The organism is Niastella caeni (assembly GCF_004834005.1).
Taxonomy (GTDB): Bacteria; Bacteroidota; Bacteroidia; order Chitinophagales; family Chitinophagaceae; genus Niastella; species Niastella caeni.
In genome coordinates this window covers 232918-252552 of the sequence record NZ_STFF01000007.1, presented here as the reverse complement: position 1 = coordinate 252552, position 19635 = coordinate 232918, and the positions used below count along the sequence as shown (strand labels likewise).

Sequence of the window (19635 nt, the reverse complement as noted above, 5' to 3'; positions counted from 1 at the left end):
TAGTCTCGTGATTAAATGATAAAAAAAATATTCAACATGAACAGTGAACAACAACGCCTCAACAATGCGGCGTGGAAGAAATGGGGCCCTTACCTCAGCGAACGCCAGTGGGGAACCGTTCGGGAAGATTACAGCCCTTATGGCAATGCATGGGATTATTTTCCGCACGATCACGCCCGAAGCAGGGTCTATCGCTGGGGCGAAGATGGCATTGCCGGAATAAGCGATGAGATGCAGCGCATTTGCTTCGCCATTACATTGTGGAATGGTAAAGACCCGATCATAAAAGAACGGCTCTTCGGCTTAACCGGCAATGAAGGCAACCATGGCGAAGATGTGAAGGAACTGTATTATTACCTCGATAATACGCCCACGCATTCCTATATGAAACATTTATATAAGTACCCGCAGGCAGCCTATCCATATAACGACCTGGTACATACTAACCGTTGCCGGTCGAGATATGACAATGAATATGAGCTTACCGATACCGGCTTATTCAATGAAGGCAGGTACTTTGATGTGTTCACTGAATATGCCAAACACGATATTGAAGATATTGCCATTCGTATAACAGTATACAACCGCGACCCTGAACCGGCTTACATAGCCGTTTTACCAACATTGTGGCTGCGTAACTTGTGGAGTTTCGGATCAATGAAGAAAAAACCGGTCATCCGGCTGAAAGAGAACAATGACGGTTTTCGCGTTGCGGAGATCATACACGATCAACCGGGCAATTATCATTTTTATTTCGAGCCCCCTGCCTATACCCTTCTTACCGAAAATGAGACCAATACCGAAAAATTGTATGGCGTTCCCAATGCATCGCCTTACGTAAAAGATGCGTTTCACACAGCTATACAGCAACAACAATTTGCCTGGCTCCAGGAAAAGAAAGAGGGAACAAAACTGGCGCCCATGTACGAATACAATATTCCCGCTCATTCGGCTGTTACCATCCGGCTCCGCTTAAGCAAAGAACCCGTTTACCACCATCCATTTGAAGCGTTTGATACTTTATTTAACCAACGTATACTGGAAGCGAATGAATTTTATGCCGGGGTAACCGCTACCGATAATGAAGAATTACGCAATATTCAGCGACAGGCATTTGCCGGTATGTTATGGAGTAAACAATATTTTAACATAGACATGCCCCAATGGCTGCAGGGCGATAAAAACCAGCCTGCCCCGCCTGAAAGCAGAAAAACGGGGCGTAATCAGCATTGGAATACACTCAACAATGAAGATATTATTTCCATGCCCGATAAATGGGAATACCCCTGGTATGCCGCCTGGGACCTGGCCTTTCATTGTATCCCATTAAGCATGATCGACCCTCATTTTGCCAAAGAACAGCTCCTGTTGTTCCTGCGTGAATGGTACATGCATCCTAATGGTCAGTTGCCGGCCTATGAATGGGCATTCGGCGATGTAAACCCACCTGTACATGCATGGAGTTGCTTACAGGTATATAAAATGGAAAAAGAAAAGCATGGCAAAGGCGATATTGACTTTCTGGAAAAAGCATTCCAGAAACTGCTGATCAATTTTACCTGGTGGGTAAACCGAAAAGACCATAAAGGCAATAATGTTTTCGAAGGCGGCTTTTTGGGATTGGATAATATCGGGGTTTTCGATCGCAGCAATACCATTCCCGGCGGCGGCATGCTTGAACAGGCCGATGGCACCGCCTGGATGGCGATGTATTGCCTGAACATGCTCGAAATGGCGCTCGAAATTGCCCAGCAAAATCCCAATTATGAAGATGTTACTACAAAGTTCTTTGAACATTTCGTTTATATAGCAGAATCACTAAACCGTATAGGCGAAAACTGGACGGGCAGCTGGAACGAAGAAGAAGGCTTTTTTTATGATGTGCTGGCCCTGCCCGATGGCCGCTACATCCCATTAAAGGTTCGTAGCCTGGTGGGTTTGACTACTTTGTTTGCCGTATTGGTTTTAAAGAAAGACCTGCTTGAAAAAGTTCCAGAATTTCACCGGCGGTTAAAATGGTTCCAGAAGTACCGGGAAGATAACGGGCAGTACCTGGTGATCGAAGACTTAAAAGACCAGGATGATATCTTATTATCGCTCGTTCCCAAACAGCGGCTCGAAAAATTACTGCAATCGTTACTCGACGAAAAAGAGTTTTTAAGTATGGGAGGTATCCGTTCTGTTTCAAAAATACATGAAGCCGGTTACTCGGTAAACATAAACGGGCAGGAATTTGGCTTGAATTATCAGCCGGGGGAAAGCACCACGTCGTTATTTGGCGGTAACAGCAACTGGCGCGGCCCCGTGTGGATGCCCATGAATTACCTCATCGTGCAGGCATTGCATCAATATTGCCTGTATTATAAAGAAAAATGTAAAGCAGCATTTCCTACGGGATCAGGTAATAAAATGACCCTGCATGAAATAGCGCATGCCATTTCAAAACGACTGATCTCTACATTTCAAAAAGATGAAAACGGCCATCGCCCTGTAAATGATCATTCAACACTCTATCGCGATGACCCGCACTTCAGCGACCTGGTATTATTTTATGAATATTTCCATGGAGATACGGGCCGTGGCGTTGGCGCCTCGCATCAAACCGGGTGGACGGGTGTAATAGCAGAACTCATCAACCGGGTTGCCTTATTCGAAAACGTTCAGCACCCGGTAATGGAACCAATGTAAATAATTAACCTGTTAAAAGATCATTCATTATGCTTTCCCTCCCGGCATCCATATTACAAAATTATAACGAAGCCATAAGCCATGAATGGCTCGAAACGAACGGGCTCGGCGCTTTTAGCAGTTCATCGGTGATCAATTGTAACACCCGGCGATATCACGGATTACTGGTTGCTGCAGTTGTTCCGCCTGCAGACAGGATGGTGCTTGTTTCAAAACTGGATGAAACGATCATAAGCAATGGCAACAAAATTCAATTAGGCGTAAACGACTATGGGGCTGCTATCCATCCAAAAGGGTATAATTATATAACCGGTTTTACAAAATATCAGTTCCCGGAATTTGTATATGAAGTAGATGGCATTCAGTTAAAGAAAACCATCGCCATGGTGCACCATGAAAATACGGTACTTGTTATATATGACGTAATAAAGGCTGATCAGCCTTTCACCCTTGAATTATTGCCTTTGCTGGCAGTAAGAGGGTATCACAACCTGATGCATGCCAACGGCAGCATTCATCATGAGGCATCGTTCGGCAACGGTATATTAAAAACAAATGCCGGTAATGGAACGCCCGGTATATTTATAAAAGTTCCCGGTAGTACATGGCAATGCAATGCCGACTGGTATTATAATTTTCATTACAACATAGAGCAATCCCGTGGGCTCGATCATATAGAAGACCTGTTTACACCCGGTGCGCTCAGCGTTACCTTAAAACAAGGCGATTCACTGGGATGTATTGTTTCAACTGATGATCCGCATGCAAAAAATGCATACGACCTGTTACAACAGGAAAAAATACGCCGCCGGGCATTATTGAACAATCAGCCTGATAACGAAACCCTTCAACAATTACTATTTGCCGCCGACCAGTTTATAGTAAAGAGAGCTGTCGACAGCGAGGAGGGGGCAACGGTCATTGCCGGTTACCATTGGTTTACCGATTGGGGACGTGATACCATGATCTCATTACCGGGTTTATGCTTATCAACCGGCCGGTATGATGATGCCCGTAAGGTATTGCTGGCCTTTGCAAAAAACGTAAGCAAGGGTATGTTGCCCAACCGTTTCCAGGATAATGGAGAACCGCCTGAATATAACAACGTTGACGGAACCCTTTGGTATTTCATTGCCATTTATAAGTATTTGCAGGCTACCAATGACTTTCCTTTTGTTATAAAAGAGATATTGCCCGTATTGAAAGAGATAATCGACTGGCACTATCGCGGTACACGATACAACATTCATGCAGATGACGATGGCCTGCTTTATGCCGGTGAAACCGGGTTCCAGTTAACCTGGATGGATGCCAGAATTGGCAACTGGGTGGTTACCCCCCGCATGGGCAAACCCGTAGAGATACAGGCATTATGGTACAATGCATTGATCATTTTTGCTGAATTGCTGGCGTTAAATGATCAACCCGCAGACGCTGCCATCGTTCGCACAAGCGCGGTACGGGTAAAAGAAAGTTTTCTTCAAAAATTCTGGTATGCCGAAGGCAATTACCTGTACGACGTAATTGACGAACAGGGCCGGCCCGATGCTACGCTTCGCCCGAACCAGCTTTTTGCCATTAGCCTGCCTTTCCCTTTAATTGATGACGGAAAAGCAGCAGCGGTACTTGCAGTTGTGACTGAAAAATTATATACACCGGTGGGTATGCGCAGTCTGTCGCCCGATGATGCACGTTACACAGGTGTATACGAAGGAGATCCTTACAAACGCGATTCATCGTATCACCAGGGTGCGGCCTGGAGCTGGTTGCTTGGCGCCTATATTGATGTGATCATGAAGCTGGATGGCTCGGGAAATAAAGCCCGGACTGTTATTAATAATTTCCGCTATCATCTCAACGAAGGCTGCATAGGCAGTGTTGCCGAGATCTTTGATGCCGATGCCCCCCACCGCCCCAAAGGATGTGTAGCGCAGGCATGGGGCGTTGCAGAGTTATTACGCGTGATAAAAGAATATGGCTTACTGGAAAACAAAAAATAACCACAAACATATTTCATCATGAATAACCATTATGATATCGTTATCATCGGCACTGGCACCGGTGGAAGTACGATGGCCTATAAACTGGCGGCCAGCGGAAAAAAGATCCTGATCCTCGAAAGAGGCGGCTTCATTCCCAAGGAAAAAGAGAACTGGGATGCGCATGAAGTGGTAACACAGGGCCGTTACCGGCCCAATGACATTTGGTACGATCAGGATGACAAGCCTTTTAAACCATTTATTCATTACAACGTAGGCGGTAATAGTAAAATGTATGGCGCAGCCATGTTCCGGTTCCGCGAAAGTGATTTTGAGGAAGTACAACATTTCGGTGGTAGATCCCCGGCATGGCCCCTGCCCTATGGTGTTTATGAACCTTATTATACGCAGGCGGAAGCTATGTACAGCGTTCATGGCAAAAGAGGCGTTGATCCCACAGAACCCTGGGCTAATAATGAATATCCGTTGCCTCCCTTATCGTATGAACCACTGATACAGGAGCTGAACGCCAAACTGGAACAGGTAGGTTTGCGGCCCTTTCCCCTGCCTATGGGCATTAAGCTGCCACAGGATCTTTCAAAAACAGAGGCGCCGGTAATGCTTGAAAATTTCGATGGCTTTCCCGACCCTACCGACAGCAAAGCCGATGGTCAGGTTATGGCCCTGCGCCCGGCCCTGCAACATAAACAGGTAACCCTGGTAACACATGCCCGGGTGCAAAAACTGGAAACCAATGCAAGCGGCACCCGTGTTACCAAAGTAATTGCAGAAGTAAAAGGAGAACAGATCGAATACCATACTGAACTGGTCATTGTTGCCTGCGGGGCCGTAAACAGTGCCGCGCTATTGCTGCGAAGCGCTAATGATAAACATCCCAACGGGCTAGCCAATTCATCGGGCCAGGTGGGCAGGAATTTAATGCTGCACCATAATGGTAGTCTGGTGGCATTTACAAAAGAACCGGTGAATGATTGTGTATTTCAAAAAAGCCTGGGCCTGGCCGACTTTTATCACAATGCCGATGATAGCGAATTCCCTTTAGGCGAAATTCAGCTGATGGGCAGAAACGACCCCGATACGATTCTATGGCTGGCTGAAAAAATTTATCCCGGTGTTCCCTATTCGCAACTAAAACAAATGACTCTTGATTTCTGGCTTACAGCCGAGGACCTGCCTTCACCCGAAAACAGGGTTACCATTACAAACGACGGCCATATAAAAGTATATTATTACCGAAATAATTATCCGGCTTATGAACGATTAAAAGAAAAGCTGAAACAGGTAATGCGGAAGGTGGGCGAACTGGATAATCGTTTTAAAGATATACAGTGGGCAGGCTACGATCTCGATATCAGCGGCATGAGCCACCAGAATGGAACGCTTCGTTTTGGCGCCGATCCCCGCAGCAGCGTGCTCGACCTGAATTGCAAGGCCCATGACCTCGATAACCTGTATGTAGTAGATGCGAGTTTCTTTCCCAGTTGCGGCGCCTTCAACCCGTCACTGACCATTGCAGCGAATGCATTGCGGGTAGGCGATCATCTTTTGCAAAACGTGTTGAATACAGTACCGGTGGAAAATGAATTCCAAACAGCATAAGATTCATTATATATGGAACTGGAACAACCGCTCCCTCCGGATCACATATTAATCCGGCTGTAACGCTTACTTATTTAATGTGCCGGTGGGATGCCCAGTTGCCATGTTACTTATGGAAGAAAAACCCTGAGCATTGTCATTACCGGCCAGGCAGGCATGTTCATAATATTCCCGACATTTGTACGAATCCTCTTCCATTCCGTCAACCGGCCGACATTTCTAATTCCATTCATATAGTTGCTTTGTAATAAGATCTCTATTCACTGCATTCAATGAACATAGCTATGATCATTACAATTATATTGATACTCATAGTAACCTATCTGTTGTGCGGACTGTTATTTGCCATTCCGTTTGTAATAAAAGGAGTAAACAGGATCGATGAAACGGCTCATGGCGGCAGCATCGGATTTCGCATCATCATCATTCCCGGCGTCATGGTGTTTTGGCCCCTATTGCTAAAAAAATGGATGAAAAAATGATACGATCATTACGAAAAAGGCACTTGCAAATATGGACAGCCCTGGCTGTCTTGTTGCCGTTAGGCATTATTGTAGCCTGGATGGCTATTCCAAAATACCCAATGCAAACCTTGTTGCAGCCTGATGCAGAAAAACCATTACCTGAAATATTGAAACAGAGGACAAAAGATAATTATATAGTTTTTATTCGCAGCAACCGTCAACGATCGGCCTTTCAATTGGAGTGGCTCAATAAAAAACCGTTGACCTGGCCAACAGCTACCATTTATAAGGTGCAAAAAGGAAGTACGATAAATAATGGCATTTTGATAGGTAGAATAGAATCACGCGGAACATATCGCTTTGCCCTTGACTCAACTTTTCAAATTGCAAACTTTTCAAAGGACCAATTAATCCTCTACGACTTTATTCACCAGCAGATCATTGACACAATAAATTTTTGAGATATGGGCGTATCTTATCTTGCAGTAGGCTGGAACCGTCAGAAAAAAATATATGACTGGTTCATTTTTGCATTTTGCGTATTGTACCTGAGTACATTTATTGCAATAACAGCAATATCCAATCCCGATTATACATTTGAAACGGCTCTTATCCGGTCTACGGCCACGCTGGCAATATTGCTGTTGCATGTAATACTAAGCATAGGGCCGTTAACACGCATCAACAAAAAGTTTTTACCCTTACTATACAATCGCCGGCATTTGGGCGTTACAATGTTCACAATTGCCCTCATACATGGCAGCTTCAGTATTCTGCAGTTTCATGCACTGGGCAATGTAAACCCATTCGTTTCTTTATTTACCGCCAATACACAATATAATTCGGTATCGAAATTCCCCTTCCAGGCATTGGGATTTTTTGCCCTGGTCATCTTCTTCTTAATGGCTATTACCAGCCACGACTTCTGGTTACATACCCTATCGCCCAAAATATGGAAAACCCTTCACCTGTTCGTTTACCTGGCCTATTTCCTGGTAATTATGCATGTAATGCTGGGTGTGGTGCAATATGAAACCAACCCCGTATTGTTCGTAATGGTTTTGGCCGGCGCTGCCGCCCTTATTACGCTGCACCTGGTAGCAGGAACCAGGGAAGTACGAAAAGACAATCAGCTCTTCAAATTAAAAAGTGAAGGGTTTGTGTATGTATGCGAAAGCCGGGACGTACCTGATAATTGCGCGAAGATCTTTTGTATAGACAAAGAAAGGATTGCGCTGTTCAGGTTTGAAGATAAATTATATGCCATACATAACGTATGCAAACACCAGGGCGGGCCTCTGGGTGAGGGCCAAATTATTGACGGCTGTATCACCTGTCCCTGGCATGGCTATCAGTACCTGCCGCAAAACGGCCAATCGCCCCTTCCTTTCAAAGAAAAAGTGAACACGTATCATGTAAAAGTAGCAGGCTCACAGGTTTGGTTGAACCCTCAGCCTTTGCCTGAAGGCACCGAACGGCCTGGGGCAGCTATCATTATTCCCGATAATCAAATTATAGAAAATGTCAAATAACGACTTTTATATAGGCTGGATGCCGAAAGCGCCGGGCAGTTTTGCCAGGCATACAAAAAAAGTGATCATTGCTTTATTGATCCTCGCAGTTACTGTTGGTGTTCTGCTGGCAACAGCCCAGAAAAAATTCAGCACCGGGCAATTTGAGTTTGGCCGGCTGACCAACATAACTGGCGTTTATTTTAAGGAACCGGTTCCCGCCATTAAAGTGATGAGTGGAAAAGACCTGTTGGGACGCGCTTCGTATATCACCATTCCATTGATCGGTTATGGAAAATTTGGCGCCGGTGGCATTATACTTGACCTGGAAAAGGAAAAGCACCTTGACCTGGTTAAAAAAGAGATCACATTGAAAGGAACGCTGCTGTATAACGATGGAAAATTACTCATGCAAATAGATGCCGCCGATGATCCCCTGGTATCGGTAAATAAAGCAGCCGGTGAAAATATATTACCACTGCAAAAAGAATTGGGCGAACAAACCATCCTGGGCGAAATTGTTGATCCCAAATGTTTTTTCGGTGTAATGAAACCCGGAGAAGGCAAGCCGCATAAGGACTGTGCTATCCGCTGCATTTCAGGCGGCATACCTCCCGTTTTAAAAGTGATAAATAATGAAGGCGAAGCCAATTATTATTTATTAATGGGCGCGCAGGGCGAAAAAATGAACCAGGCAGTAAAAGAATTTGTAGCAGCACCGGTAGCAGTAAAAGCAAAAGTGGTAAAATACGATGACTGGGTTATATTGTACGTCACAGATAAAAAAAGCATCTCCCCTGTTTCTGCCCGCCAACTCATTAAACCCGGCAGCCAGACCATCGGTTGTATAGCACCGTGTTTAAAATAAACATAAAGGCACCGGTCGATACATCCCCCCGAATCAAATAATGCTATAAAGTTACCGCTTGTGTATCGCCGTCATTTATTTTGTATTTAATTATTTTGCTGCCCTCCGTTATGGTAATAATTAATTTTTCCTTGTTCAGCCTGGATATTTTGAGATCGAAGACATGACCGAACGAGTGGATGTTATTTAATGCCATTTCATTCCAGTCCTTTGGGAGCCGTGGCGTACAATTAAAACTGTTAAACCCTGTTGGCAGCATGCCAAACAGGCCTTCTATAAATATTCTGCAATAAAGGCCGCCCTCGGCCGACAAATGCCTCTGGTTACCTTCGGGATAAGCTTCTACCGGATATGGCACATGCTCTCCCAACAGTCTCCTGCGCGAATAAAAGCGCAGATAGTCCATGGCTCTTTCTGTTTCACCGGCCTGCAGTACACCACGAAGTGCATACAGGGTCGACCGGTCCCAAAAAGTTTCTTTACCTGCCTCGGTAGCCAATCCGTCTACTGTCCATAACCTGGGCGAAAACAGGGCGTTGATCGTTTCCTTGCTCCGTTCTAAAATGCCCATGGTTAAGGGAACGCACATCCAGGCACGCAATACATCATTGGTTTCGTAATATTTATACGCTTCAAACCCTTCTACGTTACCGCCAAAATATTTTTCGATATTAATTTTAAGTATTGCTGCCTGTTTTAAATACGAATCTAACTGTGATTTAGGCTGATGCAGTTGTTTACCAAGATCGGCCGCAGATCTCAATGCGGCATAATAAAGGCTGCTTGTTGCCAGGTTGGCTTTGCCGGATGGAAAGCGCCCTTCCAGTTCATCATGATCTGAAGTAACAACGCCCTGGTCATTTAATTTCCTGCGGCTGTATTCAAGACTCCAGGTGATCAACGGCCACAATACTTTTGCAGAATCAGAATTACCATAGGCCAGTGCGAACCGGGAAGCACCATAAGCGATCATGGCCATATCGCCCCTGTCGCCGGCTCCTTGCCATACGCCATCCCCTTCGGCAACTATGGAACTGGGTATGGGACGGTATTCGGGGTTCATATACCTGGCAAACAAACGGTAACAGGCCATCGCAGAGAGGTTGCCAATGCTATCGCCCAGGAATGCAAAGAATGGGCACACATATTCGGCCTGGTCATTTGCCCACACAGCTGCATAATAAGCAAGGCCACCGGGGCCATGGAGATAACCAACCTTGGTTTTGTAAATACTTTCCGTTCCCCTGATCTTGGCAAATGAAAACTCCGTATTCAAAATTGTATCCGGTGTTTGTAATTGCAATGGTGATAAAATAGTGTTGATACGACTTTTACGCGCGCTTTCTTCTGCATCTGCATCAACGGTAATGGGCTGGGCGGGAAAATCTGTTGCCCGGTAACAAACGGCAAAACTGGTGCGCTCACCCGGTTGCACTATCCGGCTGCCATCGCCTACAGATGCCATGATGATCGTGTGCGGCCTTTCTTTACTTTGAATGCTATCCGTTCTTACCTCACGCTTCAGGTATTCCATGGAAATGGTAAGCGGCTTATCGGTTGTATTTGTGAAAACAAATTTTTCAATGACCATAGGTTTGTCCACGGAAGGAAAAATTCGCCGTTCAATTTTTACCAGTGCCGGATTACCTGTTACCGCATCAATCTGCATAATACCTTTATGGCTGATGCTTTTGATATTATAGGAAAGATTGCCTGACTTTTTCCCAACGGCCAGGTCCATTTTTAACTGCCGGTTATTAATAAAGAACCGTGGCAGCTCGTTGTCGAGGAAAGTATAATCAATGTGGCTTCGGGTAACATCGGGCAGCATCCTGAATGTGGGGAAAACCACTGTTCGCAAAACAGAAGATCTGCCTGCACTATCTAATCCATACTGAACCCAAACAGATACTTTTTCTCCCGACATTTCAATATGATCAGTATGCGGCAGGCGACCATTGATTATCCATTTGATACTTCCATCAGGCTGTATAGCCCAACGGTCATTTTGCTGAGGTAACATATTCTGTTGGGCAAAAAGCAGGGATGGCAACAGAAAAGCTAAAAAGCTTACAAGTATTTTGTCAATCGTTAGTTTCATTTATTTTCAATTATGCTTGTTAATAGTAGCTATATCACGGTACCGGGTGCTCTAATTTGCTGCCTGCCCGGGAAAATTATAATCATATTTCCAGGTGTCGCTCATCTTCGGATACTGCCGTTTGCATTCCAGGTATTCGTTCATCATCCTTTGCATGGTGGGGTTAAGCCTTTGCAGGTATTCAGGCGTTAACAGGCTGGCGTTGAGCAGGTAAAAATGCCAGGTTGGAGGGTGTGCCGCGCTATGGTAACCCATATGCAGGGTGCGCCTCGGCACTTCCATCGTTTTGGTATATCCCCTATGGATCAAATTATTATTATAGATCACCGCCTGCCCGGCCTTTAAAGGAACGGGCATACCGCCGGGCATTTCCACACCAACCGGCGCATAGTGCTTCGAGCCCTGGAATGCTTCATTTTCTTCCGGTGTGTTGGGCCGGTTATGACTACGGGGCACAATCCAAAGGGAATTTTCATCTACCAATGGCAAATTGATCTGTACGCTGTTATGAAACCGTTCTTTTGAAAATAGCCAGTCTTCTATCTCTTCCTGCGGGATCTGGATGATATCACGGTGCCAGCCGAGGGAATAAGAGGTACCTGCATTTGCTGCCAGGATCGATGCATTGTTGATGATCAGGTTGGGCCCAATGATCTCTTCCACCACTTTTAAGATCACCGGGTTATAAAAGGCGTGGTGAATAGGCTCGGTTCCGGGCTTTGTCAATAAATGAAAATAATACTGCCGGGCTTCCTGCCCAAATGAGGCAATTTCATCACCCAGGTGCTGGAAAGAAGAACTGCGGACCCGCTTGTCAGTCGCTTCAATTTTAGGGCTAAGCAAATCGTCCATAATACCCCTGAAGTGATCAATTTCGGGTTGCGTTAAGACATCAACAATCACATACCCCTCTTTTTCGAAGGATTCTTTTAGACTTTTCATATGGCTTTTTTTATTTAGATCATCTCAATTCGTTACCCGGTTTGGGCAGGGTTTCATAAAATGATATTTAGCTGATTACAAGCTATTTACATTATTTTACAGCGAAATAGTGTACGTTAACTATTTAGCAATACTAGATGCTTTATTTTGTACTTCCAAATATTTTTATATTAAAAATGTATATTGCCACCCTTGAAAACAGGCTCCAATAAAAGCATCGGAATTAAAGAAATTGCAGAACGGGCTAATGTATCCATCGGTCCGGTTGATAAGGTATTGCATAACCGGGGTGGCGTTTCCAAAGCAACCCGTGAGCGTATTTTGCAGGCCATTAAGGATTTGGGGTATACGCCAAATATCCTGGCCAGCAGGTTAAAGTCATCAAGAAATTATACAATCGCAGTTTTAATTCCTGAAGCCACCGATATGATCCCTTTTTGGTTTGCCCATAACGCCGGGTTTGAGGAGGCAGTGAAAGAAGTTTCCCCCTTTGGGATCAACATCAGCATACTGACGTTTGAACAAAACAACGAAGCTTCTTTTAAGTTACGCGTAGATGAGGTGATCCATGATGGTTATGACGGCATATTTATGGTACCGGTATTCTATAATGAAACCATAAGGCTATTGCAACATTATAAGAATTTAAATGTTCCGGTCATCTTCTTTGACAGTAATATTCCCGGGTTATCCAACCTCAGCTTTATTGGAAGCAATTCGAAGGACAGTGGGTACCTGGCTGCTAACTTAATGGATTATACGATTTCAAAAAAGGCAGACATACTAATTGCTTCCATAGAAAGGGAAGAGGATAACCACATCCAGTTTTCCGTTCGGGAGGAAGGTTTTTTAACTTACTTTAAAAATGCCGGCAGAAGAATACTACAATTCACCGATAATACAGGAAATGAGCAAGTGATCAGCAAAGGGCTTTCGGCCATTTTCAGGGATAACCCACATTTGGAAGGAATATTTGTCGTTAATGGAATTGATAAGATTGCAGCTGCGGTTACCCCAACGCAAAAATCCAATTACCGGATGATTGGTTATGATCTTATTGATAAGAATATTCAATTGTTAAAGAATGGAGCCATCGATTTCCTCATCAGCCAGCAACCCCAAAAGCAGGCGTACCAGGGAATTAAATTGTTTTATGACTATTTAATATTGAAAAAACCAATAGCGCCTTCTTATTTCCTACCGCTTGATATAGTCATGAAAACCAATATCGATTATTATCGGTTTCTGTAATTGTTACTGTATTAAAAAAACAGGACATGCCGGGCTCAAGTGTCATCATCGGTGCTTTGGGAGCAGTACAATCGGATTAATTACAAATAAAATATCCCTTTTGAAAATTCACGGCCTTCCCGGCGACAATCACTCTTTCCTTTTCATCGATACATAAAAGTTCGCCTGTTCTTTCGGAAAGCTGAGCCGCAATCATTTCTTTTTTGCCCAATTGTACCGACCAAAAAGGTATTAAAGAGCAATGCGCTCTATGCCCAGTGCCCGTGAAAAAAATCGTACACTTACACCGAGCCTTTATCTTGTTAATACGCCTATAAGGATATATTTTTTTATTATATCTTATCTGCCTAAACGTAATATTACTAACCACCTTTATCGAATAGTAGTTAAAATTAACAGTTGGTATGCGCGGGTTTATAACCGGTAGCCTGCAGGTAACAATTGAATTTTATCCAGGCTATCCTATTTGCTATATTTGATGTACCCCATTTGAACCATGCTCAAACCCGTTTTCGCTTATATCGTTCTGTTGCTGGCAGCTCCCTGTACTATGACAGCTCAGGCGCCGGCTATAGCACCGCTACCTTTTAAAACATTAACTGTGGCAGATGGCCTTCCCCAGGCATTTATCAGCGGACTGGTACAGGATCAGCAGGGATTTATATGGATCGGCACGCGCGACGGGCTGGCGCGGTACGATGGCATTCAATTCAAATTATATAATCATTTGCCGGGCGATACCGGTAGCCTCGCTGCCAATACAATTTCCAATCTTTATATCGACCGGCATTCCAGATTATGGATTGTATATGAATCGGGCGACATAGATATTTTGAATACCATAACGGAAGTATTATTTCACTTTTCCCGGCATCTTGCTTATAAAGCGATATACCGCAAATTGAAAGGGTATGGGTCTGTAGTGCAGTCTGTTGCAGAAGATGGCAATGGAAATATCTGGATGCCCGCTCAAAATGGAGGGGTATTTATTTATAACCCTGTGCAGAACAGCCTGCAGTTTTTTTCTGATTCAGCACTGAACTTGCATAAAAACAGAATCAGCGGCATAACAAGCATGAGAGGTAATATATTGCTGGTTACCGACACGGCCCTCGTAACCATGAACACGAACCGGCAAATCATTGACATAAAGCCTTATCATTTTAACCGGCCGCACCTGTTCAATGCAAGAACACCATGGAAAGATAACCGGCCGATTGTACGTAGCAATGGAGACATTGTTATACCCGACGAAGACAGATTACTGATTTACAAAGCCAACAGGCGTTTGTTCACGGTTATGCCATTGCCGAGGCAAACAATATACTTAACCTCACCAATGGTAATGGATGATAAAGAAAATATATACTTCGATAATAACGGGATTATATATATGCTTTCACCCGACAACCGGTTACAGGTATGGCGACCTCGAAAGGGCCGTAACCCCAACACGATTTCTATGCTGTTTGACTGTTCGGGTATTTTATGGACGGGAGGTAACGCCAGTGGTATTACATTGTACGATTTGCGCCTGCCCCACATTAATGGATTCCCGTATAACCACGACTTTTTTCAGGATGTATTACAGCGATACGCTATGGTACCTGCCGGCAACATGCAATCTGCTTTTATAAACACAGCAGACAATTTCATGATACGGCATGCAACTGCAAAAGATGGCGCCATATGGTTTTCGGTATCCGGTGGAGATACGGCTTTTACTTCAAAGCTTTGTTACCTGTATAAAGGCCGGATGAACACCATGGTTTTTAACTATGCTTCCGCAACGGCACCCAGGCATACCGGTATTCCCGGGCTCGCCTTTAGCAAAAAAGGGATGCTGTGGGGTATTGATTCCCGCTTCAGACCGGTTCACTTTAATATCAATACCAGAACAGTGTCCGTTTATCCATCGTTATACCCACTTAGCGGGTTCAACGATCTGCTGATAGATGGTGAAAATATTTTCTGGATAACATCTATGAGCCACGGCTTATTCAGATATGATATGACTACCCAAAAACTGCAGCACTTTGAACAGAACGATGTGCCGGGTCAATTGCCTTCGGGTCAGTTGCTGGATATGGAGAACGATCCTGATGACAGCACCATTATGTGGATAGCATCATTGGGTGGAGGACTTATCAGGTTCGATAAAACCACCAACCGTGCCCGTTGCTTTACTACGAAAGATGGACTGCCCAACAATACCGTATATGCCATAGTGCCCGATAGCAGGGGCATATTCTGGTGCAGCAGTAATAAGGGCATATTCTCATTTAATCCACGCACAGCAGAAGTACGCAGCTTTACCACGAAAGATGGTTTGTTGAATGATGAATTTAACCGGTACCAATTTTTACAACTGCCCAATGGCATGATCGCTTTTGGCGGTGTAGGAAGCTATACCGCATTCGATCCGCTGGCTATTAATGCAGATGAATTTGAACCCCACGTGGTACTTACCGGTTTAAGCATCAATAATGAACACGCAGATTACGGACAGCCCGGTTCACCTTTTTCACAATCAGTCAACAGCCTGTCGCAGATTACCCTGCCCTGGCATAAAAACTTTTTGTCGTTTAGTTTTGCTGCCCTTGAATATAACATACCCGGCAAGCTGCAATACCGCTACCGCCTGACAGGCATCGATGAAAAATGGGTATATGCCCAATCGGGTAATACCGCCACCTATACCAATGTGCCGCAGGGCAGTTATGAATTACAAATTAATGCCACCAATACGTCGGGCAAATGGAGTTCGCATGTTAAAAAGATGCGACTGGTGATCATACCTCCTTTATGGAAAACAGCCTGGTTTTTAACATCAGTAGTTATATTATCAGCCCTGCTTGTTTTTCTTATTATTTACAGCAGAATTAAAAGTATCCGTAAAAAAGAAAAACAGCAATTGCGAGTTGAACGGGAATTAATGGAACTGGAGGCCGGCGCCCTGCGCGCACAAATGAATCCTCATTTTATTTTCAATTGTCTTAGTGCTATTAAACTGCTTATCCAGGAAGATAAAAAACAGGAGGCCATCACCTACTTAACTACCTTTTCAAAACTGATACGCAACCAGCTGCACAACAGCCAGAAAGAAATAAGCCTGGAAGAAGAATTAAAAACATGCCGGTTATACCTGCAAATGGAAGCATTGCGTTTTGGCCCGGGCTTAACCTTTGACTTTGAAGTGGAAGAAGAAGCAAACATTTATTCGCTGATGGTTCCTCCATTACTGATACAACCCTTTATTGAAAATGCTATCTGGCATGGCATATTGCCCCGTGAAAAAGGCGGAAAAGTAACGATAAAAGTAACCGACCGCGAAGACCATGTATTATGTATAATTGATGATGACGGTATAGGGCGTGAACAATCAATGCGCAATAAATTGGCCATCGCAGATGCACACGCGTCGCAGGGTTTACAGCTCACACAAAACAGGATGCATTTGTATAATGTGCTGTACCAGCGTGGCGCAAACATTACAATAACAGATAAGATAAACGCACAGGGTGTACCCTGTGGCACTATCGCTACCATTTCTTTTAAAAAAGAAGTATGATGAAAGCTATTATTATAGATGATGAGGCGAATTGCCTTACCTCGTTGCAGAACGATTTAGAAACATACTGTCCCCATGTTACTGTAATAGCTACCTGCCGCTCGGCCAGGGAAGCACTGACGATCATTGAAAAGCAACCGCCCGATCTTATTTTCCTGGATGTGAAAATGCCGGGCATGAGTGGTTTTGAAATGCTGGAAATGATAGGTCAATTAAATTTTCAGATTATTTTTACTACCGCTCACGACGAGTTTGCCGTGCGCGCTTTCAGGGTGAGTGCCGTAGACTATCTGTTAAAACCTATCCCCAGTGAAGAACTGGTATCAGCTGTAAACAAAGCCGCCGGTTTAATGCAAGGCAAAAAAAACGATCATAAAGCTATTGCCAATCTGCTTCACAATGCCGGCCTACCCCATGAACAACAACGGATAGCTATCCCTAACCGTTCGGGTTACGATTTCATCTATATTAATGATATTTTGTATTGCAAGGCAGAGGGAGCTTATACCAACATTGTTTTAAAAGATAAAAAATTGTTGCTTTCGCGGTCGCTGGGCGAAACCGTGCAGATGCTTCCGGTGGCGCTGTTTGAAAGGGCCCATCACTCGCTGCTGGTGAACATACAACACATCACCTCGTACTCCAAAGCCGATGGATATATAATTGTTATGACCAATGGCGATCAATTGAATGTGTCGAGAACGAGAAGAGAGCAACTGTTGATACGGCTGGGTGTACGGTGATGAAGCCCTACCGTTAATTTTCTTTAAGGTTTTCTGCAAGGTTGTTGATTTGCTTTGTAAGCATAGCACTGATATCTTTTAATGCCTTGGGGTCCTGGAGTTTTTCGTTGATTTTACTTATAATGGTGTCGCTTACTGTTTTATAATTCGCAGCCTTGTTGGCCAGGAAGTTGTAACTGGTACCGCTATCCATTTGTATAGAAATACAAATGTTGGAGTTTTTTGGAGCCCCGGGTGCATTACACAAATTGAGTGATGTGGTTGAATTAACAATCATTTTCATTTCATTCATAATCACCATTAATTTATTATCAGGATCATTAGGGTCCGGAACAATATCCATATCCCCGTAACCCTGGGCTTCGAAAATATATGTAGTAAAGGTTCCCCTTCCATCAGTTATATATTGATGTTCATCATTATCAGCCTTACATAACTGACTGTACAGGTAATTTCCGGTTACCGTTATGTATTGGCTGGTAACATAAGGCGTACCCATAGGCAGTGTACAAAAATTTAAAGTTGCTTTTACATTGGTGTCATTCACTTCGGGCATACCCTGGGTGGGCTGAAGATTGTATAAGCCTTTAATTTCTACATCGCTTAGTTGTAAGGTAGGAAGTCCGATACACGTTCCGGGCTCAAAATTTATTGTACAAACAGTATTCGTACTATCCGGAAGGGCACCCATATCCCAATCACCTGCAATGTAGGGGTCATAGCTGATGTCCTGGCTGCTAAGCAATTTCGGAAGAAAAAAGTTTGAGCTTTGGTCAGACATCTCCTTCCAAAGATAATCTACCAGGAATTTAAGAATGTCTCCGTCTGTTTGCTTTTTCATATAATAATTTTTATGCGGTTCTCAATTATTTATAACCGATTCCAGTAAATGCTGCAGGCATAAAGCATAAGGATTACTTTCATAGATCTTTAACTGCTCAATTGCCTTAATCATGTATACACGGGCTTCAGAATATGCTTTATATATGCCCGGCGACCGAAGCACCAGCGTTGTGGCTTTTTGAAAATCGGCTTCAGTATAATTTCTGCCGGAAAGAATTTTTTTTAATGGGTTTTGTGCAGGTAATGCTTCAAGAACATAGATATAAGGAAGGGATATCTTCCGGTTTTTTAGATCAATAAACTGTTCCTTTCCTGAATCTTCCTTTGAATGAAATATATCCTTAAGATCATCCATGATCTGGAAAGCTCTTCCGCTGTACATGCCAAATTTTTCCATGGCAATCACTTCTCTTATCCTGGCATCCACCAGTCGCGCACCGGCTTCACAGGCCAGGGCAATCAGCTTCCCGGTTTTCCGGTCGATCGTACGCAAATACCTTTTCCTTAAAAACGCTGTTTTCCAGGAAGGTTTTTGCCTTAATTCATCAATCTCACCGCGACAAAGCGTAAAGGCGGTGTCCATATAATACCGCACAAGTCTTAAATCACTCTTCGATCTTACAGCGCCTACAAAGCTTCGCATTGATTCAATCATTTGCATATTTCCAATCAGCAAAGCCTCTTCATGCCCGCGCTCCGCGTTTAGCGAGGGTAATCCCCTGCGCAGCGTAGCGCCATCAACGATATCATCATGAATTAAAGAACCTGTATGCATCATTTCAAGCGAAACAGCCGCCCGTATAATTTTATCAGGCAGGGGTTTTGTGGGATCCTCTTTACCATTAAGCCTTGCGCTCAGCATAAGAAGAATAGGGCGAAACTTTTTTCCGCGTTTATAGGCTTCCAATGTATTTACACCGATATATTTTCGCTGTGTTTTCAGAGTTTTAAATAAAATAATTTCAAAACGCTCGATATCCAGGGATATCAGTTCCCGTGCATTGCTTAAATTTTGTGTGTAATTATCAAAAGCGGCAATCAATGGAAATTGTTT

At 43.9% G+C, this 19635-nt stretch carries 14 protein-coding genes; 10 read left to right on the top strand and 4 right to left on the bottom strand.

The window, feature by feature from the left end:
- Positions 1–36 precede the first annotated feature (36 nt).
- From FAM09_RS23170 to FAM09_RS23140, 7 genes are all read left to right on the top strand, one after another.
- The gene (locus FAM09_RS23170; protein ID WP_136579541.1) at positions 37–2688 is read left to right on the top strand and encodes an MGH1-like glycoside hydrolase domain-containing protein; all 2652 of its coding nucleotides are present in this window, start codon (positions 37–39) and stop codon (positions 2686–2688) included.
- A 29-nt stretch (positions 2689–2717) separates the two neighbouring features.
- Positions 2718–4688, top strand: coding sequence for an amylo-alpha-1,6-glucosidase (locus FAM09_RS23165; RefSeq protein ID WP_136579540.1), 1971 nt, complete (start codon positions 2718–2720; stop codon positions 4686–4688).
- Positions 4689–4706: 18 nt separating this feature from the next.
- The gene (locus FAM09_RS23160; protein ID WP_208025640.1) at positions 4707–6287 is read left to right on the top strand and encodes an FAD-dependent oxidoreductase; all 1581 of its coding nucleotides are present in this window, start codon (positions 4707–4709) and stop codon (positions 6285–6287) included.
- A 284-nt stretch (positions 6288–6571) separates the two neighbouring features.
- Positions 6572–6769 (top strand): hypothetical protein, encoded by a 198-nt coding sequence (locus tag FAM09_RS23155; protein ID WP_136579538.1) that lies wholly within the window; start codon positions 6572–6574, stop codon positions 6767–6769.
- On the top strand, positions 6766–7212 hold the full coding sequence (locus tag FAM09_RS23150; protein WP_136579537.1) for a hypothetical protein: 447 nt from the start codon (positions 6766–6768) through the stop codon (positions 7210–7212). The genes FAM09_RS23155 and FAM09_RS23150 overlap by 4 nt, the downstream gene beginning before the upstream one ends.
- Positions 7213–7215: 3 nt before the next feature.
- On the top strand, positions 7216–8283 hold the full coding sequence (locus tag FAM09_RS23145; RefSeq protein ID WP_136579536.1) for a Rieske 2Fe-2S domain-containing protein: 1068 nt from the start codon (positions 7216–7218) through the stop codon (positions 8281–8283).
- Positions 8273–9130 (top strand): hypothetical protein, encoded by an 858-nt coding sequence (locus FAM09_RS23140; protein ID WP_136579535.1) that lies wholly within the window; start codon positions 8273–8275, stop codon positions 9128–9130. The genes FAM09_RS23145 and FAM09_RS23140 overlap by 11 nt, the downstream gene beginning before the upstream one ends.
- 43 nt (positions 9131–9173) lie before the next feature.
- Here the strand turns inward: FAM09_RS23140 and FAM09_RS23135 are convergent, their stop codons facing one another.
- Both FAM09_RS23135 and FAM09_RS23130 read right to left on the bottom strand, forming a co-directional pair.
- A complete protein-coding gene (locus tag FAM09_RS23135) occupies positions 9174–11231 on the bottom strand; it encodes a glucosidase family protein (RefSeq protein WP_136579534.1) in 2058 nt (685 codons plus the stop codon).
- A 51-nt stretch (positions 11232–11282) separates the two neighbouring features.
- Entirely contained in the window at positions 11283–12173 is an 891-nt protein-coding gene (locus FAM09_RS23130) for a phytanoyl-CoA dioxygenase family protein (protein WP_136579533.1), read from the bottom strand.
- Positions 12174–12365: 192 nt separating this feature from the next.
- On the opposite strand from FAM09_RS23130, the gene FAM09_RS23125 reads away from it, so the two are divergent.
- The 3 genes from FAM09_RS23125 to FAM09_RS23115 all read left to right on the top strand — a co-directional run bounded on the left by FAM09_RS23125 (position 12366) and on the right by FAM09_RS23115 (position 17738).
- Positions 12366–13424 carry a LacI family DNA-binding transcriptional regulator gene (locus FAM09_RS23125; RefSeq protein ID WP_136579532.1) on the top strand — a complete coding sequence of 353 codons (1059 nt, stop codon included), beginning with the start codon at positions 12366–12368 and terminating at the stop codon, positions 13422–13424.
- Positions 13425–13920: 496 nt separating this feature from the next.
- Positions 13921–16995, top strand: coding sequence for a ligand-binding sensor domain-containing protein (locus FAM09_RS23120; RefSeq protein ID WP_136579531.1), 3075 nt, complete (start codon positions 13921–13923; stop codon positions 16993–16995).
- On the top strand, positions 16992–17738 hold the full coding sequence (locus FAM09_RS23115; protein ID WP_136579530.1) for a LytR/AlgR family response regulator transcription factor: 747 nt from the start codon (positions 16992–16994) through the stop codon (positions 17736–17738). Before FAM09_RS23120 ends, FAM09_RS23115 begins: the two co-directional genes overlap by 4 nt.
- A 13-nt stretch (positions 17739–17751) precedes the next feature.
- Here FAM09_RS23115 and FAM09_RS23110 read toward each other — a convergent pair whose 3' ends face one another.
- On the bottom strand, positions 17752–18579 hold the full coding sequence (locus FAM09_RS23110) for a hypothetical protein (protein ID WP_136579529.1): 828 nt from the start codon (positions 18577–18579) through the stop codon (positions 17752–17754).
- 21 nt (positions 18580–18600) lie between these two features.
- Positions 18601–19623 carry a polyprenyl synthetase family protein gene (locus tag FAM09_RS23105; RefSeq protein ID WP_136579528.1) on the bottom strand — a complete coding sequence of 341 codons (1023 nt, stop codon included), beginning with the start codon at positions 19621–19623 and terminating at the stop codon, positions 18601–18603.
- Positions 19624–19635: the final 12 nt, after the last annotated feature.